This is a genomic window from Acetobacter sicerae, assembly GCF_011516765.1.
In the GTDB taxonomy this organism is placed as follows: domain Bacteria; phylum Pseudomonadota; class Alphaproteobacteria; order Acetobacterales; family Acetobacteraceae; genus Acetobacter; species Acetobacter sicerae.
Map to the genome: position 1 here is coordinate 172,748 of NZ_JAAABN010000003.1, position 23,825 is coordinate 196,572.

Sequence of the window (23,825 nt, forward strand, 5' to 3'; positions counted from 1 at the left end):
TCCAAAGGCACAGCCTTTGGCGGGTCAAGAGTAAAGCCCTTTCCCTATCGGGGCTTTGCCCCACACCCCACCAAAGGCACGCCTTTGGAAACCATTTTTAACAAATCAAGGTGCAGGAAGCCGTGCTTCCTGCCGGGGCATGGGGCAGAGCCCCATAACGCCACGACAAGAGGTCGAACATCATGAGCAGCACTTTCCGCTGGATCTGCGAGTCCACCGACGGTCAGGCCCGTGCCGGCACGCTGCACACGGCGCACGGCCCGGTCCAGACGCCGACCTTCATGCCCGTCGGCACGGCTGGCACGGTGAAGGCCATGACCATGGACGCCGTGCGTTCGACAGGTGCGGGGATCGTGCTGGGCAACACCTATCACCTGATGCTGCGTCCGGGTGCGGAGCGGGTGAAGCAACTCGGTGGCCTGCACAAATTCATGGACTGGTCCGGTCCGATCCTGACGGATTCAGGCGGGTTTCAGGTCATGTCGCTGGGCGCCCTGCGCAAGCTCGATCAGGATGGCGTGACGTTCCAGTCGCATATCGACGGCTCGAAACATCGCCTCGACCCGCAGCGTTCGACCGACATCCAGCATGCTCTGGATGCGACCATCACCATGTGCTTCGACGAGTGTCCGGCTCTTCCCGCGGCACCCGAAGCCATCGCCGCTTCCATGCGGATGTCGATGCGCTGGGCCGCCCGTTCCCGCGAGGCGTTCATCCAGCGTGAAGGCTATGGCCAGTTCGGCATCGTGCAGGGGGGTACGGAGCCGGAACTACGCGCCGAGAGCGTGAAGGCGCTGACGGATATCGGTTTCGAGGGCTACGCCATCGGCGGCCTCGCGGTGGGCGAAGGGCAGGAACTGATGTTCTCCACGCTCGACGTGACAACGCCGCTCATGCCCGATGATAAACCGCGCTATCTGATGGGCGTCGGCACGCCAGACGACCTGCTCGGCAGTGTGATGCGTGGAGTGGACATGTTCGACTGCGTGATGCCGACGCGCGCCGGGCGTACGGCGCGCGCCTATACCGAGCGCGGTCACATCAACCTGCGCAACGCCCGTTTCGCGCTCGATGCACGCCCGCTGTCGCCGCACTGCGACTGTCTTGCCTGCACGCGTCATTCCCGCGCCTATCTGCACCATCTGTTCCGCGCTGATGAAATCCTCGGTCCGATGCTGCTGACATGGCACAACCTTGCCTATTATCAGCGACTGATGCGCGGCATCCGTGCGGCCATTGTGGATGGTGTGCTTTCGGCACATGCGGAGCATCTTCGCGCCGAATGGCAGGCCGGGGACTGGAGCGAGGACGAGGTGCCGCAGCCGCTCATTCCGCCGGTTGCGTGAAGTAGAAAACATCACGCTATCAGAAAGCGTTTTTCTGGTGGGATAAAGCTATTCGCAATCAGCAGGCGGATGGCGAATAATAAAAGTTTTTGGGCATCGCCTTTTTTCAAAAAGGCGATATTCCCCGAATCTGTTTGAAAAACGCTTCTGTAAAATTTACAGAGCTTTTTTCAGCGAAATGAGTGCTGAATATCCTCTTTTCTTCGCCACCATGAAGAAAAGGAGAGCCAGAATGAACGCCAGAGCGGCGACGATGAATGAGGTGTCATCGCCAAGGCTCAAGCCTCGTGTCAGCGCAGCCATAGCCAGGGCAATATGACTGAGCGCAGCAAGACAGAAAAGCACCTGCGCCTTGCTCTGTGTGGGCAGAATAAAAGCCAGCAACGTGCAGAGCAGGAAGGTCGTGTAATAGATCAGGGCGACCGGCGTGTACGCCATTGGAGCGTGGGCGATGGCGGCAAAAGTGATGATGGCTGCGATACCGGTCATGCAGCCTGTCGTGCATCCGATGGTCAGTGAGGAAAGAATGCGTGAACCGCGTGTTTCAGAGACAAGACCGGTGGCGCGTTCACGTCGTTGTCGCGCCATGATCCAGAGCTGATTGCCAGTATAGAACAGAAAAGCCCCGCCAAATCCAAGCACAAGATAAGCCCAGCGAACAGGGTAACCACCATAGCTGCCAAAATGCAGACTGAAGAAAGAAGTGATCGTTGCAAATCCGCCTGACTGGTGGCCGGGTAGATAATCAGTCGAAAGAATACGACCGCTTGCCGGGTCCATGACTGCAAACCCGGCGTTGGGACCGCGCATTACAAAACGCGGGTCATGCCCCGCGACACGAAGAGTGAGCGTTCCACCGCCTGGGCCGGGCCGTATGGTATAATTCAGCGTATCGGGCTCAAAGCCCGGCGCCTGCTGGGCGAGAGACGCGACAAGAGCAGCGGGTGTCATGAGTGAGACAGCATCCCGTGCGGGCGCAGGATGCGGTCGGGCATGAGCCGGATGGGTCTCGTTATGAAAGAGCATGTTCTGCACGGCATAAATCGGTTCGTGGAATGCAAAAAGCACTGACGTGATCGCCATGACGATATGAAAGGGCAGCGAGAAAAAACCGAAAACATTGTGCAGATCGAGCCACGCCCGGCGCTTGCCGCCTTCAAGTCTGACAGCAAAGAGAGTTCGCTTCAGTGCAGGCAGAAAGGCGATCACACCCGATACCAGCGCAACGGCGTAGGCCAGTGCAACCACACCCATGAAGGGCATCGCCACGTCTTCCGGTAAAGGCAGCCCCACACGCTGGTGCAGGACGTCAATGAAATGCGCCGTTTCCGAAGGCGGCTGTTTCTCCGTAATCAGTATTCCATTTGTATCGAGAGCAGCGGCGACAAGAGGGATTGGCCCATGTTCATGGCTTGTCGGATTCTGGGGCCAGATCAGACGGGCGGGCTGGGTTTTATCTGGCGCCAGTACAATGGTGTAATTTCGACGTGCATCCGGAAAAGCGGCAAAGGCCTTTTCCATCAGTTCGGGAGTGCGGTCGAGCGACACGGGTGCAGGCAAATGGCTTTCCGGTGTCAGCCAGTTTTGTAATGTTTGTTCAAACATGCTGACTGCGCCAGCATAGAACGCGACAAAAAGAAAAAGAGCAGCCAGTATGCCGACCCAGCTGTGAACTTCCCGATAGACAGCGACAATATCTTCACGAAGTTTCATCGGATCATGTTCTTCAGAATGAAAAAAAGCAGCCAGACGAGAGCGCAGCCGCTACCCAGCCCTATCCAGGCCTTGCGTCCGGAAGGAAACAGGAAACAGGTACAGACAGAAACGATCCATACGAATGTTGCTGACCACAGAAGGGCCTGGGCGGAGAGCGTCATGGGACTGCCCGTCGTGTGACAGAGCAGGCCGGCGATCCCCATGCTTCCCAATGCCAGACCGGCTCCCGGAATAATGCCAGCGGAGAGTTTCCCTTTCCACTCGCTGTTATCGAGTGTCATCGCTGTTCACCGCGTGATTTCACGAGAGCGATTCCAGGCGGCAGAAGGCAAAGCCATAACATCAGTAGAACCACGGTCATGAACAGAGCCGTTGTCAGACTCATGATGTACGTAAAACACACCACTGCGCATAGGGTGAGGAGAGCGCCGCCCCCCACGCCCATGCTGCCCGACAGGCGCTGTGCAAAAAATCTCTGCTGGACGGAAGCGCAGTAGAACATCATGCCTGCGAACACTGTGGCCATGCTTCCGATCGCAAGGAAAAGATCAGGCTGCATCACCAGCGATATTCCAGACGCATTGTCAGACTTCTGCCCTGTCCGTAATAGCAGGCGGATACGGCCGTGCAGGTCGCCACAAACCGCTTGTTGGCAATGTTGCGGACGTTGGCCGAGAAAGACAAACCATCATACTGTGGATGGGCTTGTCCAAAATCATAACGCAGGAACATGTCAAAGACGGTATAGCCGGGAATGGACAGTGTGTTGTTCGTATCGCCGTAGCTGTGCCCGGTGTAACGCACGCCGCCGCCAACGCCCGCTCCCCGGAAAGCGCCACGACGAATACGCTGATCGACAAACAGGGAAGCCATCCATTTGGGAGCCTGTGGCAGATAGTTGCCGATCTGGTAAGCCGTGTTCGATTTCGTAACTCTGGGGTCGCTGCGCGTTCCTGTAAAGATAACCGACATATCCCATGGAAGGTTGGCGCGGCCTTCCAGTTCCAGACCTCTGACACGCCCCTCTCCGGTCTGCACGTAACAGGTGGCTGTTCCGCACATTTCACCATCCGATGCGGGTGTGGTCATGTTCTTCTGTTTGATCTGATAGGCGCCAAAAGTAACATAAATACTTTTCTTGTACTGATAACGCAGGCCGGCCTCATACTGATCGCCCGTGGTCGGCTTGAACGGCTTCCCATCCAGCGCGGTTGAGGGATCGGAAACCTGAGGCTGGAACGAAGTCGCATAGCTGAAATAGGGAGCCAGCCCGAAATCCAGCAGATAGACCGCGCCTGCACGCCATGTGAACTTGTTGGAAGATGTGACATAGCGTTGGCGCGTCAGGATGTTGAGCGTGTCGTCAGTCGCCCAGTCCTGCCGTCCACCAACCGTGACACGCAGACGATCAAACTTCATCTGGTCCTGAAAATAAACGCCGTTCTGATAGGATTTTGTGGCGCTATAGACCTGTGGAGTGAGACCACCTGAATAGCCTCCCACTCCACGGGATGAGGGATTGAAAATATCCAGCATGGGCAGCACGAGAGAAGGCGAAACCAGATCGCGGGAGCTCTCCCAGCTTGTGTAGAAATAGTCAGTTCCGACAAGAAGGGTGTGCTGTACAGGACCAGTTTTCACATGCCCTTCAGCCTGCGTGTCCATCGCCACGCCCTGGGAACGGCCTCGTCCTTCCACGGCGCGGCGGTTGACGGTTTCACCCGCGACACATCCGCGGACCGATCCGGGGCAGGCTGTGAGTGTGTCGCCGCTCAGAACGGTCGCTCTATAAAGATTGTCGAGATAGGTGTAGCGGGTATTGTTACGGACCGTCAGGAAGCGGCTGAATTTGTGTTCCAGAAAGGAGCCTGCGAGCGCCTGTGTGCGATCGAATTTGTCCCAGTCGGGTTCACCGATATTGGCGTCGTTGGCGATATATCTGCCTTTTGAGGGCACCAGCGTTCCGGTCCTGGGCAGGAACTGGAAGGTGGAGCCGCCTGCGTCGCGCTGATACTGCGCCAGAAGGGTCCATGATGAGCCGGGAGCATATTTCCAGGTCAGGCTGGGGGAGACGTAATAGCGCCCGTTCATGACGCTGTTGACCTGCGTGCCGCCGTAACGGGCAAGGGCGACCACGCGGCCCAGAAGGGTCCCCTGCTTGTTGAGTTTGCCGGACACATCTCCGGCGGCCTGTCCCTGCCAGTTGGCGAGATCCGTATAACCGGCTGTCTGGGTAAAGAACTCTCCGTGACTTGTCTCGGTGGGTTTCTTGGTGGTCAGGTTGATGATGCCACCGGGCGCAGTCTGACCATACAGAGCGCCTGACGGTCCCTTGAGGACTTCGATCTGCTGAAGGGCGAACGGATCGAAGGAGGTGCGCGTCCATTGGCCTCCTGCCGGCAGGCGCAGACCATCGACAAAATTGTTGTTGGACGAAAATCCGCCCGCACCGAAGCCCCGGACGGAAACCTCGTCAACACGGCTGTCGATACCACTGGGTTCGGCCTGTACGCCTGCCGTATAGGCCAGAGCGTCAGCAATGGTCGGAGACGCTCTCAGTTCGATCTCTTCTCGACTGACAATCGAGATTGTCTGAGGCGATTCAATAATTGGCGTGCGCGTTTTTGTGCTGGCGGCGGCATGTGACAGACCGGTGGCGGTCACGACAATGACTTCATGACCGGGCGTCGGTCTGCTGACTTTTCCGCTCGTGGATTTTTTCCCGTCCACGGTTGCGACAGGTTGTGCTGCCCAGGCAGTCGATCCGAGTGACGCCATGATGGCGACGGGCACGGCGCTGCGTGTCAGATATCGCGATTGCCGCATGAAACTCTTCCGCATTCACATTTTAGAGAAAATGGCTTCTACGAAAATGAGAATCATTGTCAACATCAATATGCAGTAGACATTTTATGATATATTTGAGGGGGAGACGCTTTGTAGAATTTCTTGTTTTTACTTTTGATATAAGGCTGCAATGAGCGGCTGGAGTCATGGATCGCCAGCAGAAAATTTCTTTTTCCTGGGTTCGTCTGGAGACACCCGGTAGATGATGGACAGAGGGAATGAGATGCCATAGCCGCTCATTCCCTCCTCCTTCCCCTTGTCATGGAAGGACAGAGCCCGCGTTTCTGATGGCGGACGCAGGACGGTCTGTTATGGCTTGTTCACAGCACTGACAGGAAAATCAAAAACCACGACTTTTTCCAGGTACGGACCGGCAAACGTCTTGAATGCATCATGTGCGGCGTCGAAATAGCGGGCATCCGTGACAACGGGACGACCGACATAGAAATTCCGGTCACCTTCAGACCTGAAAGTCACCAGATAGCCTTCCTGCAGGCCAAGGTCACTGTTCTCGCCGCTGTTCTGCGGACCAGCTTCGATAGACACCACGACTGGTTTGCCGTCCGCGCGACGGGACAGGCTGGCGAGGGCGAGAAAGCGCTTTGTCACTTCATTGCGTAAGGCTGCTGTCACTTCGGGACGAAAACGAAACATCACCATGTGACGGAGGGTGCCTGGCTGGAAATCCGGCGCCGTGAAGCGCGCGGCTCCGACCGTTGCCAGAACCGACTGGGCGCTGAGGGCGGCTTCATCAAGGACTGGCGCCGGATCTGCATGCGCAATGTCCGGCAGAACGACCCAGAGAGAGGCTGCCACGAGAGGGAATGTGAGGAGACGGGAAAATGTAAGCATGGTGAAGGAAGGCTATATCATCTTGTCTTTCTGCTCCAGCCGAAGGGCGGAAACACCATTCACCGAAGCCTGACGATCTCCGAAACTCGAAGCAGAGATCGTCAGAAGTCAGTTTTTACGCACAGCGACGCAGGTCGATATGCGTATCCTCAAGATACGGTCCGGCCGCATGGAGCTGGAGCGTCAGAACCGCATGTTCGTCCGCTTCGTAAAACGGAAGGTCCAGAGTGGCTTCTCCCTGAGTCCAGCGCATCGGAACGGCTTCCTGCACGTCCCATCCTTCACCTTCTTTGGTCAGATGGGTTGTGATGGAATGTGAATGCTCCCCGACATCAAGAGTGACCTCTCCCACGAGCACACCGAGAAAACGACGGTCGTCTATGAAAGGACCAATGACGTCACAGGGGCGCGAAGCCCGCGACACAATGCTGACCTGAGAAACAGCAGCCGGAAGATGGAAAGTAAACCGGCCATCCGCTGTCGAAACAGGGGCCAGCGACGTGCCATCCGGTAACTGAAGGCGCAGTGCCGGATCATGAATAAGGGCTGGCGCTTCATGAGCATCCGTGGCGACGGCACGCTCGGCAAACGTGTTGAACAGCGGCTCCACAAAGGCGCGATCGACACAGAGAAGTCCTGCGGCGTCGGTTTCCCAGCTTTTGGACTTGCCGGAGAAGGCGGCCACGACACGTTCGTCCGTAACGGGGCGGAAATTGCGACGGTTGCCTGTGTCCAGATAGCTTTCGGTCAGCAGCCCGTTGACGCGGATGACCGCATGCTCCCGTGTTTCGACATGGTAGCAGGTGTAGGAGCGGATGGTGCGGTCATAGGCAATGTTGCGCCCATTGACGAGCATCCGCACCGGCACGAAACGACCATCGAACCACAGGCAATGTTCCGGCGTCACCAGAAGGTCGGTAAACGGCACATTGTCCGCCAGAGCGCCCTTGCGGATACGCACCGGACAGCCAGCCATATCCGGCGGCAGGTCGGCCTGCACACGCACATCCTGTCGGCCCACCCAGACGATTTCCTTCAGCAGCGCGGCTCCACGATCAAAGGTGGGGACCATCATGCCGGACTGAAGGTCTTCCACCGCGACAGCGCCTGTCGCCGTTTCGACGAGGCTGCCCGGCAGGAAGCAGACGACCGCCGTAAGCAGCAGAGAGCCGTCCTCATCCGCCGCCAGCGCGAACTGGTTCACAGTGTCCGCCAGAGAAACCGTCAGCGTGTAGGAGGTGCTTCCGGACGTGACGGTGACAGTGTTGCTGGACGCCTGAACGGTCGCATCCGTGCTGTAAGCCAGCGCCGAGAAATCAATATAGTCACTGGCGCTCATGTTGATGACGGCGGAGGAGAAAGAGTCCGCGGCGTCAAGGATCAGTGTGCCGCTGGAGGAAAACGCGATGGTCTGCGTGGAGAACGCCGCGCCTTCTAGTGTCAGTGTGGCGCCGGTATTGAGCGCTACCAGATCGTAGGACTGGTCGCCGGTCAGGATCCAGTTGCCGGAGACGGTCATGGTCTGGAAGTTCTCGGCGCCGTCAAAGGTGCCTGTTCCGGCAAGATTGACGGTGTTGGAGCCTGCTCCTCCATCCACCGTGCCGTCAATCTCTGATCCGGTCAGGATGTTCAGCGTATCATCACCCGAGCCGAGCAGGATGGCGTACGTGGTGCCGGAGATGTAACCGGCGTTGGTGATGGTGTCGCCGAATGTATCGGTGATGTGGATGCCGTAACCGTCCAGCCCCTGAATGATGCCCGCATTGACGATGGTCGTGGCATACGGCGCATTACCCTGACTGCTGTCATCGACCAGAATGCCGTTATTGGCCCCGCTGATGGTGGCGTTGGCGGCATTCAGGATGTCACCACCACCGATCGACACGCCTTCACTCCCGTTGGGGAGGCCGTCGCTGCCGTTGCCGCCCGCACCGGTCCCCTGAATGGTCCCGTAATTGGTGATCGTGGCGTAACCGTCGATATCGACACCATCGCCATCTCCGGTGTCCGATCCGTCATAGGCCCCGGTGATGGTGCCGTAATTGAAGACTGTTCCGTCGCCATCGGATCCCACGCCTGAACCGTCGCGACCCAGAATGACGCCATTGGCGCCGTTGATGACAATGGCGTTTTCACTGCTGGTAATGGCGTGTCGGGCGCCGGTGATGGTGCCGTTATTCAGGACGATGCCGCCGTAATCCTGAAAATCGATACCGTCATTTTTCGTGGCGCCGTTGATGCCGCCAGCGTCGATCGTGCCGGTGTTGAAGATGACGGCATTGTTGCCGGGGCGCAGGGCGTCCGCATCCGTGGAGATGATTTCACCGTCACCCACATTGAAGATCAGCGTGATGTCGTTTGTGGCGATCGAGTTGAAATCGACGGCCTGCCCATCGGTCGTCGATTCAATCGTGCCGGTATTGATCAGGGCCAGCGCACCGTCGGGGAGATCTGAATCGACGCGGATACCGTCATCGCTGCCGCTGATCGTGCCGCTGTTCTCAATGACCAGCACGGTACCGGACGCGGCGTCTCCTGACGTGTCGATACCCCGTTTTGTTGTCGATTCCAGAGTGCCGCTGTTGGCGATCGTCAGAAAGGAGATTTCATCAAGCGTGGCCGTTACGGTTGTTTTCTTTGTGACCAGATCATCATCATTTGTATAGGTCTGGTTCTGATCCAGAGAAATTTCATCGCTCATGGGGCATCGTTCCGGAAACGGCGGTTGAGATCGGTGGTTTTGCCGGAGAAGCCCTATTGCATCTCGTGATGTGAAATTGTGACTTTTTGGTTAAATCATTGCGGAATCGTCTTTATCGTTAAGAAGTCGGGAATAATTGTATGGTTGAGGCTGGTGAGGGACGAGTTTTTCAAGGTTGCTGGAGAAAAATTCAGAGACACAGTGATTTTGTGGTGGATTGTCTGGGCGAACTCCTGTCCGGTGCGAAGAGTCTGTTTCTGGTTTTGAATTCTTTTTTGTTTTAAAATGAAAGGAGATATTCAAAACTATTATTCATGGCTATGAACGGGATGACACCAGCGAACAATCCGTTCTCCTTTCCATTGTCGAATGACCTCGCCCCTGAAAGCCAGATGAGTCGCCTTGTCCATCCTCTGAAGGCCCCACAGAAAAAGAACATCCGAAGCATGAAGAGGGCTGCTGACGAAGCCGCTTCCAGAGGCTAGGCTTCTGTTGCCGTGGCAATGGACCGCTCGTGCGGATTTGAGGTCAGGGCCGCCACACGAGGAGACAAAGCGTTGAAAATCATCATCGACACAGATCCCGGACAGGATGACGCCCTGACAATTCTCCTCGCTCTCGTCAGTCCCGAGATCGAGTTGCTTGGTGTCACCACGGTTTCAGGGAATGTCGATGTCGATCAGGCGACCATCAATGCCCTGAAGACGATGGAACTGGGTGGTCGTCCCGATATTCCGGTGTGTCGGGGAGCGGAACGCCCATTGCTGCGTGCGCCCGTCAACGCCACGCATGTGCATGGCCGGACGGGTTTTGAAGGAGCGGATCTGCCTGAGCCGGTGACGGCGGCCTCTCCCGAGCATGCGGTCGATTTCCTCATCCGCACAGTCATGGAGAACCCGGCCGGGACGATCACGATCTGCGCCATCGGTCCCATGACCAACCTTGCTCTGGCCCTGTCACGCGAGCCCGCGTTGCGGACACGCATCGGCCGGATTGTCACCATGTCGGGCGCCTTTTCGGAGGTTGGCAACATTACGCCCAGCGCGGAATTCAATGTCTATGTCGATCCCCATGCCGCCGCCATCGTGCTGGAATCAGGCATTCCGATCACCATGCTGCCGCTGGACGTGACGCACACGCTGCATACGAGTGCCGCCCGTCTGGCCCGCCTTGCGGCCATTCCCAACCGTGTCGGTCCGGTCGTTGCCGACTGGTTGCGGTTCGAGAAACGCTTTGAAGCCAACAAATACGGTACGGACGGCGGACCGCTGCATGACCCGAACACCGTGCTCTGGCTCCTCAAGCCGGATCTCTATCGTGGGCGGCAGGTCAATGTGCGCGTGGAGACCGGCAGTGAACTGACAATGGGTATAACGGTCGTGGACTGGTGGGGCGTCAGCGATTTATCAAAGAATGTTCTGTTTCTAAGGGAATGTGATGTTGACGCCGCTTATGATCTTATAGCGGAACGTCTGGCCTGTTTCTGAAGATTTTGGAAGAGGCGCAATGGTCCAGGGGGGATGTGTACCTTGATGACACGAGATTTAAAGGTATTCTCTTTGTAAGAAACAATCGACACACCGCCCGAAGCAATTGGACTCAGGCTTCGAAACATGCCCGTTTGATTGAAGCGGGAGTGGAATCGCCATTATGCTTTGTTGTCATCCTGTCTGAATTTTTCAGCAGATTCATCTTTTTGACGATAGTCAGTAGCCTATACCGGACCCATGCATGACCCCCAGGTTACCCTCGCCTTTGATCCGGAAATCTTTTCAGCTTCCACTACGCCATTCCGAAACAAAAATCTCTGGCTGGTTCCGGTCAATGGCGGGTGCGATCACCCAAAAAAGCCAGCGCATGATGGCGGCAGGTGTCATTTCCCTGCTGCTCGCAGCCTGCACGTCCGCAATCAGTCATAAGACGCCCCCTGAGCAGAAAGATCGTCGTTATACTGTCGATATTTCCATGCGGGATGGTGTCCGGCTGCATACGGTGATCCTGCTTCCCAAAGAGGTTTCCGGTGGAGCGAACCGTCTGCCGATCCTGCTCACAAGAACAATCTATGGGGCAGACGACATTACCGGCCAGATGGATGACCGGAGCGAGACCAGCCCGTTTGACGGCTGGGGAAAACGGCTTGTGGGAGGCCCCTATATCCGGGTTTTGCAGGATGTCCGCGGTCAGAACCGATCGGGAGGAGAGTTTGTTGTCACGGGGCCGCTGGCCCATACGGCAGACAATCACACCTCTACGGATGAATCCACTGACGCTTACGACACGATCGACTGGCTGGTTCATCATGTTGCCGAAACCGATGGTCAGGTCGGACTGATCGGCACCTCCTATGACGGCTTCACCACCCTGATGGGCCTGATCGACGTGCATCCGGCTGTGAAGGTAGCAGTCGCCGTCAACCCGATGGTCGATGGATGGCGCGGCGACGACTGGTTTCATAATGGTGCTTTTCGACAGTTATTGATTCCGCAGATCGGCGCGGATGGAAAACATGCCGATATTTCTCTTCCCACCACCGTCAGCGAGCAGGCTCGCGCTTTCCTGCAGGAAGGATCTGCCGGCGCCTTCGGGCATCATCACGGTATCGACGATGTGGTTTTCTGGCGCGAAATTCTTGCCCATCCTGCCTATGATTCTTACTGGCAGGCCAGAGCGCTTGATCGTGTTCTGGCCGCACATCCTCCGCACATTCCCCTGATGCTGGTTCACGGCTTGTGGGATCAGGAAGATCTCTATGGAGCGCTTGCTGTCTGGAAAGCGCTCCGGCCACAGGGCAGACGCGCGGACACCTCGTTCCTGACGATCGGACCCTGGCGACATGCGCAGGCTTTGGAAGACGGGACCGCTGTGGGCGCTTTGCGATGGGGACAGGACACTGCCGCATGGTGGCGTCAGGATGTGCTGACGCCCTTCCTCGCGCATTATCTCAAGGGAACGCCGATGACTGTAGCGCCCGTCACGGTGTTCCGGTCTGGTTCCGGACAGTGGCTTGATCTCCCGGACTGGCCGCCCGCCACCACGACCCGTCCGCTTTATCTCCTTCCTGAGCACAGATTGGGTTTTACGGCCGGTCCAGGGCAAACGCACACACTGGAATATCGCTCCGACCCTGCTCACCCCGTTCCTTTCATGCCGGATGCAGGAGGTGTGGTGTCGGATGAAACCTGGCTGGCGGCTGATCAGCGCTTCGTCACGGGGCGCAATGACGTGCTGACCTTCTCATCGGATGTGCTGACCCAACCCCTGACGGTGCAGGGCGCTCCGATCGCTCATCTCGGAGCCTCAACCAGCGGGACCGACGCTGACTGGGTGGTGAAGCTGATCGACGCCTGTCCTGCGGCCTCAAGGCCGGGGGCGGGTGTGTCGGGCGCTCTCATGCCGGTTGCGATGGATATTTTCAGGGGGCGATACAGGAAATCCCTGGAGCATCCAGAGCCTTTGCGATCAGATGTGCTTCAGTCCTATCGGATCGTCCTGCCAGAAGTTTCCCATACGTTTCAGCCGGGTCACAGGATTGTCGTGCAGATCCAGTCGAGTTGGTTCCCGCTCTATGACCGCAACCCGCAGAGCTTTGTTCGTAATATCTTTCTTGCCCATCCGGCAGACTATCGGATGGCGCATCAGCGCATCGCTGTGGGCGGCCCACTGGAAAGCCATGTCGATCTTCCGGTCGTGAGCGATGGACGTGCTCCTCCCCTTTACCCATGACAAGAATGGGGGTGGCTTATGTGCACCGATCTGGTCGATCCTGAGAGATCAGCAACGACCGATGATACTCTGTTCGCGTGAAATCCGGGGACAGAGCTGATATTAGCTTTTGACGGATACTTTCTGTGTCGAAACTGATGGCGCAAGGCGGAGGGGGCGTAGCATCATGAAACGGACAGCCGATCTGCCCTGTCATCCACCTCCTGTCGTGGGATTTTCTGACAGCTATACCGGTGGTTTTGTGGATGGTTTCCACGCTCATGACCGGGCGCAACTGTCGGTGTTTCTGGCAGGAAGCGTAACGATCAACACACTGGACAAAAGTTTCGTGCTGGGTCCCGGTCAGGGCATGTGGATTCCCGCCAACACGCTTCATCAGGCAAACTGCCGGACCGACCTGATGTTTCAGGTCGTGTATGTTGATTCTGAATTCGTCGGCCCTGATCTTCCCTGCAAGATGTTCGATCTTTCCACTTTGGTGCGGGGACTGGTGGACGAAATTGTTGCCATGCGCTTTGAGTTCACCATGGATGAGCGGATGTCGGTGATCGCCCGGTTGCTGGTCGATGAAATCAGACGCGCACCCCGGATTGCGGAGCGCCTGCTTCTGCCATCCGATCCCCGGCTGCGTCGTGTGTGCGAGGCGATCATGCTTCAGCCGGGCGATTGTCATGACATTGATTACTGGGCTCGTGAAACCGGCATGGCGCGCCGTACTTTTACCCGGCTCTTTCAACAGGAAATGGGCATGGGGTTCGCGGCATGGCGTCGCAGGGTGCGGGTGATAGAAGCCGCATCCCGCATCGCCGCGGGCCAGCCAATTTCAAAGGTGGCGTTCGATCTCGGGTATGATAACGCCAGCAGTTTCAGCACCATGTTCCACCGGACTTTCGGTGTTGCGCCCCGTACCCTGCGCTTCAATTCGGAGCCACGTTCACAATTGTAGTTCTTTCGGTGTCTCCGACACCATAAGGCTATAGCTCTTCATTTCCAGATCAAAATTCTGCTGACGCTCCCTGAGCCGCAGGCCTGTCTGGCGGCCCGGCGTCAGCGATCAGGCAGAATTTGCTCGTGTTCGGGCCAACCGCAGTCTTGTCGGTTGCTACGGGTCCCGAATGTGGTTAGGTGCGCAACTAAGACTTATTCTTAATATTAACACGCACCGCCGCGCCTCACGTAGCAGAGGCCGGTCACGAAATGAGTGGGGCATGCAGCGCTACAGGATCATTTATTCGGCTCTTTTCTCGCTTGTTCTGAGTGACGCCGCTCTTGCCGCAGATCAGGAGAAAAAAACGCCTGATGGGCCACGACATTCCGGAACGACAGCGACGGAGCAGACCACGGCGGCTTCTTCCGGCAGCCCTGCCGCAAGGCGTGCGACAACTGTTGAACGGATCAAGGTACGTGGCCACATACCGGCAACCGTGGCTTCTTCCGCGACCAAGACGAACACGCCTCTGGTCGAGACGGCGCAGTCGGTTACTGTCATTACACGCGACGAGATGGATGCGCGCGGTGTGCTGAATCTCAATCAGGCCATACGTTACGCAGCAGGTGTGACAGCCGACACCCGTGGCGGTGAAGGGACACGCTATGACCTCTACGACCTGCGTGGCTTTACCGTGCCGACCTTCCTTGATGGACTGAAATTACAGGATAGCCCAACAGGTTTTGCTGTTGCCCAGACCGATACGTTCCGTCTTGACCGGGTCGAGATTCTGAAAGGCCCAGCCTCCGCGCTGTACGGACAGTCCAGTCCGGGCGGTCTCACGGCGTTGTCGAGCAAACTGCCGACCAATCAACGGTTTTATGGTGGTGTGACCACAACAGGCGGTATGTTCGATCTCTATCGTGTCGATGCCGATGTTGGTGGCTTTGCGACGAAGGACGGGCTCGTGCGGTACCGTATTTACGGGACGGCGAATGGACAGCATACCCAACTCAGCAGGACAGGAAGCCGACGTTTCAGCATCAGTCCGTCCTTCACGTTCGGAGGAGACGGTCCGACCACACTGACCCTGTTGGGCAACTATCAGTATGATCCTGAAAACGGCTCTTACGGTGGCGTCCCGCTGGTCGGTTCCCTCAAACGGGCATCCTATGGCTACCTGCCCCGAAATTTCTATGACGGCGATGTGCCTTCCGAGAAATTCAATCGTCGGCATGGCGCGCTCACCTATATGTTCAACCATAATTTCAATGATGACTGGAGTTTCAGCACGCGTGGTCGTTACGATGACATCAGGACGATCTACCGCAGTGTCTACAACAACGGTTATTATGACAGCGACGATGGCAGCGGTGGCCAGATGCTGTCCCGTTCTGCCTATGGAACGCAGGAACATACCTATAATCTTGCTTTCGACAGCCAGTTCAAGGGGCATGTCCGCACGGGGCCGTTGCGTCATGTGATGATGTTCGGCTTCGACTACATGCAGCAGAGAGCAGATGATCACGAAGCTTATGGTGATGCGCCGGATCTGGATGTCCTGCATCCGGATTATCACATGGACATCCCCGCTCTGACACCGTCTCTGGACTATGTGACAAGATCACACCAGATCGGCGCCTATGGTCAGGATGAGATTCGCTGGAAGCGTCTGATCCTGACAGGAAGTATTCGCCATGACTGGTATAGTTCAGACCAGATCGAGCGGATTGGCCAGACAGATACCCATCAGAGTGCTGGTCAGATCACATGGCGTGCTTCGGGTCTGTATCATTTCGATTTCGGTCTTGCGCCTTACATCAGTTATTCGACTTCTTTCCAGCCGCAATCGGGGCTTGTTTCCAATGACGGAGGCGCCACCATGCGACAGGCAAACCCTTCTCTGGGAAAACAGCTTGAAGGTGGCGTGAAATATCAGATCCCCGGAACCTCAGTTCTGTTTACGGCAGCCGGGTTTCATATCGAACAGAGCAATGTTCTCGTTTCAGTCGCCAACACGGGATACAATATCCAGAGTGGCCTTGTTCATTCGGATGGTTTTGAGTTCGAGGCGCATGCACAGCCCTATAAAAATCTCATGATCACCGCGGCTGTGAGCGTCCAGAAAGTGCATGACGACTCAACCGGAAAACCGCTTATCCAGTCGGGCAAGGGAAATGCTTCCCTGTTCGCATTTTATACGATGCCAAAAGGAAAGTTAAAGGGCTTCGGTTTTGGTGGCGGGATGCGGTATTCAGCCCGGGCCTATGGCGGTGAAGCGACTTACGGCAGTGTCTGGCTTCCGCAATATGCGCTTTTCGACGCTTCCGTGGCCTATGATCTCGCCAATCTGTCCAGCTCACTCCGGGGGTGGAAAGTATCAGCCAATGTCCGTAACCTTTTCGACAAACACTATATTTCGAACTGCTTTGCTTACGGTGCTGATGGAGAATACTGTTATTATGGAGAGCGGCGAAACGCTCAGGCCAGTATAGGATTCAGCTGGTAACAGGGTTTTTAAAGTTCACCTGCGAAAATCCATTTAAACCATCAGGAAGTTTTTGATGAAGCTTTTTCAAAAAGCTTCAGAAGGCGTCGCCTTTCTGAAAAAAGGCGACGCCTGAAAACTTTATCAATTCAGACGGGAATGTGTCCCAGAAAAAGATGAATCATGCTCCATCAGGTGGGTTTCAGCCAAAAGATGGAGCGTATTCATTATTCTATGGACGCCAGCGCCTCAAGCAGCGCGTCAATATCGGCGGCCTGCGTGTCGTAAGACGTGACAAAGCGCACCAGCGTGCCTTCCACGCCGGGAGGGGCAGTCCTGCGGAGGAAAACGTATCCAGCCGCTTCAAGTCCCTGCACCAGAAGCTCGGGCAGGATGGCGAAGACTTCGTTCGCCTGTGTATCGAACGGCAGGGTCGCGGCAGGATGACGCAGGAGACCGCGCGCGAGACGCCCCGCCATCTCGTTGGCCTGTCGCGCATTGTGCAGCCACAGGTCATTTTCCAGCCACGCCAGAATCTGCGCGCTAATGAAGCGCTGTTTGGACCAGAGGTGGCCGGCGCGCTTGATGCGCCGTTCCATATCTTCGGCAAGGGTCGTGTCGAAGGTCACGACCATCTCGGCAGCCAGAGCGCCACTCTTGGTCGCGCCAAGCGAGAGAATGTCCACACCGGCGCGCCAGGTCGCATCCGCAGGCGAGCAGCCCAGATGCGCCAGCGCATTGCCGAAGCGGGCGCCGTCCATATGCACGCCCATGCCGGCGTCGTGCGCAAGCGTCGTCAATTCGACCAGCTGCTCAATCGTGTAGACAGTCCCCCACTCCGAAGCCTGTGAAAGGGAAAGGGCGCTGGGGCGGCTCAGTCGTCGCCCGCCCGCCTGAAGGTCGGCGATCGTGCGGGACAGCAGGTCCGTGTGCATCCGGCCTTCCGCCGACGGAATCGGGCACAGCTTGGCCCCGCTGGTGAAGAATTCCGGCGCGCCGCATTCCCGACGGAAAATATGGGAACTCTCGTCGCACAGGATGGCTCCCCATGGCGGCGTCAGGGCCGTGAGCGCGAGACCGTTCGCCGCCGTGCCTGTTGCGACAGGGAAAACCCGCACTTCGGCTTCAAAGACTTCAGAGGCGCGGGCTTCGAGGCGGGCGGTCCAGGCGTCATCGCCATGGGCAGGCGCATCGCCCGTATTCGCGGCCGTGATGGCGGCCAGAATCTCAGGACAGACCGGTCCCACATTGTCGCTCATGAAGTTCGTGCGTATACGCTGCGACCCAGTGTCGTCATCCGGTAACGTGTCACTGAGCGGCGGTGTCTGAGCAGCCTGTTCCATGTCGCCTCCTGCCTTTTGATACGACCCGTCCATTCTAGCACCCATGGAAGGCCAAGCCCAATGTCCGAAAAGACAGCGTCAGAAACAGCCAGCGGTTCCACGGGAGACGCTGGGAAAAATGCTGGAGCCCGACTGATCGACGGCAAGGCTTTCGCGAAAAACCTGCGTCAGAAGACGGCGGAGGAGGTGCGGGCCTTCCACGAAAAGCACGGTGTGACACCGGGTCTGGCGGTGGTGCTGGTCGGCAATGACCCCGCGAGCGAAGTCTATGTGCGGAACAAGGCGCTGGAGACGCATCGCGTGGGTATGCGTTCCTTCATGCACATGCTGCCCGAGACGACGTCGGAAGAGTCCCTGCTGCACCTGATCGAGCGTCTGAATGAGGATCCGGAGATTCACGGCATCCTCGTGCAGCTGCCGCTGCCGAAGCATATCGACCCGTTCCGTGTCACCAACGCCATCGCGCCGAACAAGGATGTCGATGGTCTTGGCGAGGTCAATGCCGGGCGTCTGATGACCGGATTGCCGGGGATTATCCCGTGCACGCCGCTTGGTTGCCTGATGCTGCTGAAATCCGAGCTTGGTGATCTGCGCGGCCTGAACGCCACCGTCATCGGCGCGTCCAATCTGGTCGGCAAGCCCATGGCGCTGCTGCTGCTCAATGAGGGGTGCACGGTTTCCATCTGTCATATCGACACGGTTGATCCGGCGGCGATTTCCCGCACGGCGGATATTCTGGTTGTCGCGACAGGCAAGAGCGGGCTGGTGAAGAAGGACTGGGTGAAGCCCGGTGCGGCCGTCATTGATGTCGGGATCACCCGCATCCCGACAGAGGGTGGCAAGACCCGACTGGTCGGCGATGTAGACTTTGACGAGGTTGCGCCCATTGCCGGACGCATTACGCCGGTTCCGGGTGGCGTGGGACCGATGACCATCGCCTGCCTGTTGCGCAATACGTTGAAAGCCGCCCGCATGAGCGTCGGTGACAAGGCGTGCAAGGAAAGTGGCGACAGGAACTGGCTGCCTTACTGAGGTAATGGAAGGCTGCTGTCAGTTTTCGGCAGTGTGTTTTGTAAGCAGAGCTCCGCCCTGCACCCGGAAGGGATCACTGATCCCTTCACCCATTTAGTTTTAGCAGAATGGGATCAAAGGGACTGTGTCCCTTTGTGGGGCTTGTGGCGAAGCCCCGAAGGTTACCGCAGTTAAAAAAGACTCAGCCATCCAGTTCCGAAATGGCGGTTGCGAAACTGGGTGATAGTGGCAGAAGCGGATTCAATGTCGCCTGCCAGGCATGGTAGAGATCGGCCTTGCCGGGATACACGGCTTCAGACGGATGATTGTCGGCATCCAGTTCCTGAATCCACCCACCCTTTTTCCGATCGATCATGTGCAGATCAATGAAATCCCATATTTTCCGGTACCACGTCTCGTAGGAAGCATGACCCGTCCGCTTCAGCAGGGCCGCTGCTGCTGTCAGCGCTTCAGCCTGACACCAGTGCGGCTTGTTCTGGACGACCGGTTCAAGCTGGAAATCGACAGTGTACAGCAGCCCGCCCGTTCCGCTGCGTGACCAGCCGGCTTTCATGCCGGTGCTGAACAGCCCGATCGCATCGGTCAGCAGCCAGAACGGCGCGTGCCCGTCCTGACGCAGCAGAGCAGCTTCCAGCTTGAGCAGGAGATGGGACCACTCCACGAAATGTCCCGGCGTCATGCCGAAGGGACGCAGGTCATCCGTCGGCTTGTCGCGGTTATAGTCGTCCAGACGTTTCCAGCTCCGGTCGAAATGCTCCGGAACCGCATAGCCGTTTTCACGGGCGAAATGATGAATGAAGCGTTCAGCACTACGCAGGGCGCGGATGCGCCAGATGGGGGCATCAAGCACATCGGCCAGAGCCATGCAGGCTTCCACCGAATGCATGTTGGAGTTTGCGCCGCGGTAGTTTTCTTCATCCGACCAGTCGGCGGCGAAACTTTCCCGGAAAACGCCTTCTTCTTCGCTCCAGAAATGGGTTTCCCAGATATGCGCAGCATCTTTGAGGAGCGCGCTGGCTCCCGCCACACCTGCGACATGCGCCGAAGAAGCAGCAAGTGCGACAAAGGCGTGAAGGTAGTTCTCTTTCCGCTTCTTCTGGGCGGTCTTCAGGGTCTCCGGAGGCGCGGTGAACCACCCGCCATGAAGCTTGTCCTTCAACCCCTCCCGTAGAGCCGTGACACCATGCTCGGCCAACGGCAGGCAGCCCGGTACGCCCCGCATGGCGGAGATTGCATAGGAATGCGTCATGCGGGCTGTGAGAATGGTGTCCGGTGAGGCGTCGGTGGTAAGAACCCCTTCCTCATCGAGCGGACCGAAGCCCAGTTTCATGCGGGAAGGTTTTGAAAAATCGAGGAGCCGCAATCCCTGATGGTCCAGCCAGCGGCGATGCACGGAGCGACGGAGCCAGCTTGAAGTTGGCACCATCAGGGAAGGCAGCATTTCAGCCATTGATGATCATGCCCCCGTTGACGTGGAGCGTCTGCCCGGTGACGTAGGAGGAATCTTCCGATGCCAGATAGACATAGGCAGGTCCCATCTCACTGGGCTCGCCAATGCGTCCCATTGGTGTGCTCTTGCCCATATCGGCGACGGCCTGCGGATCGACAGGACCCCAGCTTGCAGGCTGCAGCGGTGTCCAGATCGGACCGGGCGCCACCGCATTCACACGGATTTTTTTCTCTGCGAGCTGAAGAGCCAGCGCCCTCGTGAAGCCCATTTCTGCGGCCTTGGTGGTGGTGTAGGCCACCAGCGACTTGTTGCCGGCAAAGGCGTTGATTGAAGAGGTGGAGATAATCGACGCACCGGATTTCAGATGTTTCAGCGCAGCACGGGTTATATAGAAATAGCCGTTGATGTTGACATCCATGTGCCGCTGCCAGACTTCATCCGTGATGTCAGTCAGATCACTGCTGACATACTGCACGCCTGCATTATTGACGACGATATCAAGGCCGCCCAGATGGGAAACGGCTTTTTCGACAGCTTCATTACAGAACGTGCTGGAAGAGACGTCACCGGGGATGAGAACGACCTTGCGTCCTTCTGCTTCGATCAGACGGGCCGTTTCCTTGGCGTCTTCATGCTCTTCAAGATAAACGATGGCGATATCGGCCCCTTCGCGCGCAAAATGCAGTGCCGCCGCCCGGCCAATGCCGCTGTCACCGCCGGTTATAAGGGCTTTTTTGCCAGTGAGCTTGCCGCTACCCTTGTAATCAGGGCGGATATGGACGGCCAGAGGCTTCATTTTGCCTTCAACACCGGGCTGATGATCCTGGCTCTGTGGTGGAATAGTGATCGCCATGAAAATCTCCTGTGAAGTGTTGCGTGGTCACGAGGAGAACGGGCTTCTGGCGGAATGGTTGCGATAAGGCTGTCTCGCATTGTTGTGAGTAGCACATATAAAAAATGATCTGCTGATTTTGATGTGTGATCAGCGATGGAATGTTTTGATGTATTTTTAGAAAAACATGGTCATTTGAAGCTTTTAAAAAAGCTTAACCAAAACTTTTATTTATACTGTATTTTATATGCGTGTTTTCAGGGTGGCCGCAAAGTTTTTGGCGTTATTGGATATCTGGAATTCATGAAGGACTATGTGGATTCTCGATCTTCTTTCTGAGAAGTCCCGTGAAAACGCACGGTGCGGTTTTTACTGCACCGTGCGAAAGGTCAGCTATTCGATGAACTGGCTGATCGATGTATTCACTGCGGCAGCCTGCTCGAGCTGCGGCATATGGCCGGTTTCAGGAAAACGGGTCACGCTGATTGCGGCAGGGAGGCCGTCAGCGTCTTTTGTGGACAGAATCTCGTCCTGCTCTCCCCACAGAATCTGGATGGGTTTTTCGAATGTTTCCAGAACCGATCTGAGTGAAACAGACTGTTTTCCATCTGGGAAGCTTGCGGAGGCAATGGTTTTCAAACCACTGACTACGCCATCCAGCCGTTTGTAGCGGATGATTCCTTCCACCATCTGCCGGGAAATAAGGCTTTTGTCGTGGACAAGATATTGCAGGACAGGTTCAAGCGTTTTGCGTCTGTCTGCATCAATGAAACCATTGATGAAATTCATGTTGATGTCCTGACCCAGACCGGCTGGTGCAATCAGGGTCAGGCTCTTTACCAGATCGGGAGAGGATTTCGCCAGTTCCAGCGCTATCGCGCCGCCGAGAGAATGTCCGACGACATGCGCGGCAGGCAGATCCAGCGCCTTGATCAGGTCTTCAACAGTTTTTGCAAATCCAGCTGGTGTGCCGTCTCCAACCTGTTTTGTGGATTCGCCATGTCCGGGCAGATCGAAAGCGATCACATGATGCGAGGAAGCCAGCGCTGACTGTGTCAGCATCCAGTTGCTTACATCTCCTCCAAAACCATGAATGAGAAGGACAGCCGTTCCTGTCTCTTTATTTCCGCTTTCCTGCACGGAGATCTTGAGATCGCCAACGTCCACCGTTCTGCGGGCAGTTGTATCGCTGTTTTTATCTTCCGCATCCCCTGAAGAAAAATTGTCGTTGAAATGCTGAATGAAGGCATCAATCTCGGAATCGGAAACGTCGGCATCAGCCAGAATACCAATCAGCGCACCGACGGGCAGCATTTCCCCTTCCGGCGCAACCTGCCTGCGCAGAATTCCGGCAGCGGGACTTTCATAGCCGTTTGTAATCTTGCTGGTCTCGATATCAGCCAGTTCATCTCCCGCCTTGACTTCCTTGCCGACAGGGAGGCTCCAGCTCGCCAGCTTTCCTTCAGTCATGGCCAGACCGAATTTCGGCATGGTGATCGGTGTGATGGTGCCACTCATAAATCAGGCCTCCTCTTTCACGCGATAGGCAGCAACGGAACGAACGGCCGCTTCAATTTTTTCCACGCTGGGCATGTAAAGATTTTCAAGAACCGTTGCGAAGGGGACCGGGGTGTGGGGAGGCACAACCCGCCGGATCGGCGCCTTCAGGGCGTCGAACGCTTCTTCCGCGACCAGAGCGGCGACATCGGTCGCCAGATTGCAGCGCGGGCTGGATTCATCAACAATCACAAGACGGCCTGTATCGGCCACGCAGTCGAGGATTGTGCCTGTATCCAGCGGTGAAGTTGTCCGCGGATCGATCACCGTGCAGGAAATGCCATCCTTTTCCAGACGGTCTGCGGCCTGATTGGCGAGATTGACCATGCGGCCAAAGGCGACAATCGTGACGTCGTCTCCCTCACGTGTCAGGTTGGCCTCACCGAACGGGATGGTGTACGGCTCATCCGGAACATCCTCCTCATCGTCATACATGACCTTGTTTTCAAGAAAGATCACAGGATCATCATCACGGATGGCTTCGATGAGCAGCCCCTTTGCCTCGTAGGGTGAGGATGGCACGACCACCTTCAGGCCGGGAATGTGAGTGAAGAGCGGATAGAGCGCCTGACTGTGCTGGGCGGCGGCGTTGAAGCCCGCGCCATACATGGCCCGGATCACGAGCGGAGTGCGCGCCTTGCCGCCGAACATGTAGCGGAATTTGGCCGCCTGATTCATGATCTGATCGAGACAGCAGCCGACAAAATCGACAAACATCAGCTCCGCGACCGGACGAAGACCGGTTGCCGCCGCACCTGCCGCCGCACCGATATAGGAGGCCTCGGTAATGGGAGTGTCCAGAACGCGGTCTTCTCCAAATTCCGTCAGAAGGCCTTTGGTGACACCCAGAACGCCACCCCACGCATCTTTCACGCCGGATGTGCCGCCGCGTCCGCCAGCAACATCCTCACCCATAAGGATCACGCGGGGATCACGACGCATTTCCTGCCGTAGGGCTTCATTGATGGCCTGACGAAAGCTTTTCCTGCTCATATTATTATCCTTTTTTG

The 23,825-nt window shown here is 56.9% G+C and carries 17 protein-coding genes; 6 read left to right on the forward strand and 11 right to left on the reverse strand.

Annotated features, from left to right (window positions below; genetic code table 11):
* Nucleotides 1–182: 182 nt before the first annotated feature.
* Nucleotides 183–1,346, forward strand: a complete 1,164-nt coding sequence (tgt, locus tag GVI59_RS04965) for a tRNA guanosine(34) transglycosylase Tgt (protein ID WP_173573190.1) — start codon at nt 183–185, stop codon at nt 1,344–1,346.
* Between the two features lie 156 nt (nt 1,347–1,502).
* On the opposite strand, the gene GVI59_RS04970 is transcribed toward tgt, so the two are convergent.
* From GVI59_RS04970 to GVI59_RS04995, 6 genes are all read right to left on the reverse strand, one after another.
* Complete coding sequence (locus tag GVI59_RS04970) at nt 1,503–3,059, reverse strand: PepSY-associated TM helix domain-containing protein (RefSeq protein ID WP_173573191.1); 1,557 nt, start codon at nt 3,057–3,059, stop codon at nt 1,503–1,505.
* Nucleotides 3,056–3,343, reverse strand: coding sequence for a hypothetical protein (locus tag GVI59_RS04975; protein WP_173573192.1), 288 nt, complete (start codon nt 3,341–3,343; stop codon nt 3,056–3,058). Before GVI59_RS04975 ends, GVI59_RS04970 begins: the two co-directional genes overlap by 4 nt.
* A complete protein-coding gene (locus GVI59_RS04980; protein WP_173573193.1) occupies nt 3,340–3,621 on the reverse strand; it encodes a hypothetical protein in 282 nt (93 codons plus the stop codon). The genes GVI59_RS04975 and GVI59_RS04980 overlap by 4 nt, the downstream gene beginning before the upstream one ends.
* Nucleotides 3,621–5,888, reverse strand: coding sequence for a TonB-dependent siderophore receptor (locus GVI59_RS04985; protein ID WP_173573194.1), 2,268 nt, complete (start codon nt 5,886–5,888; stop codon nt 3,621–3,623). Before GVI59_RS04985 ends, GVI59_RS04980 begins: the two co-directional genes overlap by 1 nt.
* A gap of 330 nt (nt 5,889–6,218) precedes the next feature.
* On the reverse strand, nt 6,219–6,761 hold the full coding sequence (locus tag GVI59_RS04990; protein WP_173573195.1) for a Dabb family protein: 543 nt from the start codon (nt 6,759–6,761) through the stop codon (nt 6,219–6,221).
* A 115-nt stretch (nt 6,762–6,876) separates the two neighbouring features.
* Nucleotides 6,877–9,462, reverse strand: coding sequence for a Hint domain-containing protein (locus GVI59_RS04995; RefSeq protein WP_173573196.1), 2,586 nt, complete (start codon nt 9,460–9,462; stop codon nt 6,877–6,879).
* Nucleotides 9,463–10,019: 557 nt separating this feature from the next.
* Between GVI59_RS04995 and GVI59_RS05000 the strand changes: the two genes are divergently transcribed.
* The 4 genes from GVI59_RS05000 to GVI59_RS05015 all read left to right on the forward strand — a co-directional run bounded on the left by GVI59_RS05000 (nt 10,020) and on the right by GVI59_RS05015 (nt 16,622).
* A complete protein-coding gene (locus GVI59_RS05000) occupies nt 10,020–10,949 on the forward strand; it encodes a nucleoside hydrolase (RefSeq protein WP_173573197.1) in 930 nt (309 codons plus the stop codon).
* A 337-nt stretch (nt 10,950–11,286) separates the two neighbouring features.
* On the forward strand, nt 11,287–13,185 hold the full coding sequence (locus GVI59_RS05005; RefSeq protein WP_173573198.1) for a CocE/NonD family hydrolase: 1,899 nt from the start codon (nt 11,287–11,289) through the stop codon (nt 13,183–13,185).
* Between the two features lie 166 nt (nt 13,186–13,351).
* Nucleotides 13,352–14,131, forward strand: a complete 780-nt coding sequence (locus GVI59_RS05010) for an AraC family transcriptional regulator (RefSeq protein WP_173573199.1) — start codon at nt 13,352–13,354, stop codon at nt 14,129–14,131.
* Nucleotides 14,132–14,393: 262 nt separating this feature from the next.
* Complete coding sequence (locus GVI59_RS05015) at nt 14,394–16,622, forward strand: TonB-dependent siderophore receptor (RefSeq protein WP_173573200.1); 2,229 nt, start codon at nt 14,394–14,396, stop codon at nt 16,620–16,622.
* Between the two features lie 206 nt (nt 16,623–16,828).
* Here the strand turns inward: GVI59_RS05015 and GVI59_RS05020 are convergent, their stop codons facing one another.
* Nucleotides 16,829–17,944, reverse strand: a complete 1,116-nt coding sequence (locus GVI59_RS05020; RefSeq protein WP_173573201.1) for a threonine aldolase family protein — start codon at nt 17,942–17,944, stop codon at nt 16,829–16,831.
* A 60-nt stretch (nt 17,945–18,004) separates the two neighbouring features.
* Between GVI59_RS05020 and folD the strand changes: the two genes are divergently transcribed.
* Nucleotides 18,005–18,976 (forward strand): bifunctional methylenetetrahydrofolate dehydrogenase/methenyltetrahydrofolate cyclohydrolase FolD, encoded by a 972-nt coding sequence (gene folD / locus GVI59_RS05025; RefSeq protein WP_173573202.1) that lies wholly within the window; start codon nt 18,005–18,007, stop codon nt 18,974–18,976.
* Between the two features lie 181 nt (nt 18,977–19,157).
* Here folD and GVI59_RS05030 read toward each other — a convergent pair whose 3' ends face one another.
* From GVI59_RS05030 to GVI59_RS05045, 4 genes are all read right to left on the reverse strand, one after another.
* Nucleotides 19,158–20,426, reverse strand: coding sequence for an AGE family epimerase/isomerase (locus GVI59_RS05030; RefSeq protein ID WP_173573203.1), 1,269 nt, complete (start codon nt 20,424–20,426; stop codon nt 19,158–19,160).
* Nucleotides 20,419–21,279, reverse strand: a complete 861-nt coding sequence (locus GVI59_RS05035; protein ID WP_173573204.1) for a glucose 1-dehydrogenase — start codon at nt 21,277–21,279, stop codon at nt 20,419–20,421. Before GVI59_RS05035 ends, GVI59_RS05030 begins: the two co-directional genes overlap by 8 nt.
* A 372-nt stretch (nt 21,280–21,651) precedes the next feature.
* Entirely contained in the window at nt 21,652–22,776 is a 1,125-nt protein-coding gene (locus tag GVI59_RS05040) for an acetoin dehydrogenase dihydrolipoyllysine-residue acetyltransferase subunit (protein ID WP_173573205.1), read from the reverse strand.
* A 3-nt stretch (nt 22,777–22,779) separates the two neighbouring features.
* On the reverse strand, nt 22,780–23,808 hold the full coding sequence (locus GVI59_RS05045; RefSeq protein ID WP_173573206.1) for an alpha-ketoacid dehydrogenase subunit beta: 1,029 nt from the start codon (nt 23,806–23,808) through the stop codon (nt 22,780–22,782).
* Between the last annotated feature and the right edge of the window lie 17 nt (nt 23,809–23,825).

What these genes read in the sequence shown, in the direction of transcription:
- tgt (WP_173573190.1), top strand. Translation starts at nt 183, where the DNA reads ATGAGCAGCACTTTCCGCTGGATCTGCGAGTCCACCGACGGTCAGGCC.
- GVI59_RS04970 (WP_173573191.1), bottom strand. Translation starts at nt 3,059, where the DNA reads ATGAAACTTCGTGAAGATATTGTCGCTGTCTATCGGGAAGTTCACAGC.
- GVI59_RS04975 (WP_173573192.1), bottom strand. Translation starts at nt 3,343, where the DNA reads ATGACACTCGATAACAGCGAGTGGAAAGGGAAACTCTCCGCTGGCATT.
- GVI59_RS04980 (WP_173573193.1), bottom strand. Translation starts at nt 3,621, where the DNA reads ATGCAGCCTGATCTTTTCCTTGCGATCGGAAGCATGGCCACAGTGTTC.
- GVI59_RS04985 (WP_173573194.1), bottom strand. Translation starts at nt 5,888, where the DNA reads ATGCGGCAATCGCGATATCTGACACGCAGCGCCGTGCCCGTCGCCATC.
- GVI59_RS04990 (WP_173573195.1), bottom strand. Translation starts at nt 6,761, where the DNA reads ATGCTTACATTTTCCCGTCTCCTCACATTCCCTCTCGTGGCAGCCTCT.
- GVI59_RS04995 (WP_173573196.1), bottom strand. Translation starts at nt 9,462, where the DNA reads ATGAGCGATGAAATTTCTCTGGATCAGAACCAGACCTATACAAATGAT.
- GVI59_RS05005 (WP_173573198.1), top strand. Translation starts at nt 11,287, where the DNA reads ATGGCGGGTGCGATCACCCAAAAAAGCCAGCGCATGATGGCGGCAGGT.
- GVI59_RS05010 (WP_173573199.1), top strand. Translation starts at nt 13,352, where the DNA reads ATGAAACGGACAGCCGATCTGCCCTGTCATCCACCTCCTGTCGTGGGA.
- GVI59_RS05015 (WP_173573200.1), top strand. Translation starts at nt 14,394, where the DNA reads ATGCAGCGCTACAGGATCATTTATTCGGCTCTTTTCTCGCTTGTTCTG.
- GVI59_RS05020 (WP_173573201.1), bottom strand. Translation starts at nt 17,944, where the DNA reads ATGGAACAGGCTGCTCAGACACCGCCGCTCAGTGACACGTTACCGGAT.
- folD (WP_173573202.1), top strand. Translation starts at nt 18,005, where the DNA reads ATGTCCGAAAAGACAGCGTCAGAAACAGCCAGCGGTTCCACGGGAGAC.
- GVI59_RS05030 (WP_173573203.1), bottom strand. Translation starts at nt 20,426, where the DNA reads ATGGCTGAAATGCTGCCTTCCCTGATGGTGCCAACTTCAAGCTGGCTC.
- GVI59_RS05035 (WP_173573204.1), bottom strand. Translation starts at nt 21,279, where the DNA reads ATGGCGATCACTATTCCACCACAGAGCCAGGATCATCAGCCCGGTGTT.
- GVI59_RS05040 (WP_173573205.1), bottom strand. Translation starts at nt 22,776, where the DNA reads ATGAGTGGCACCATCACACCGATCACCATGCCGAAATTCGGTCTGGCC.
- GVI59_RS05045 (WP_173573206.1), bottom strand. Translation starts at nt 23,808, where the DNA reads ATGAGCAGGAAAAGCTTTCGTCAGGCCATCAATGAAGCCCTACGGCAG.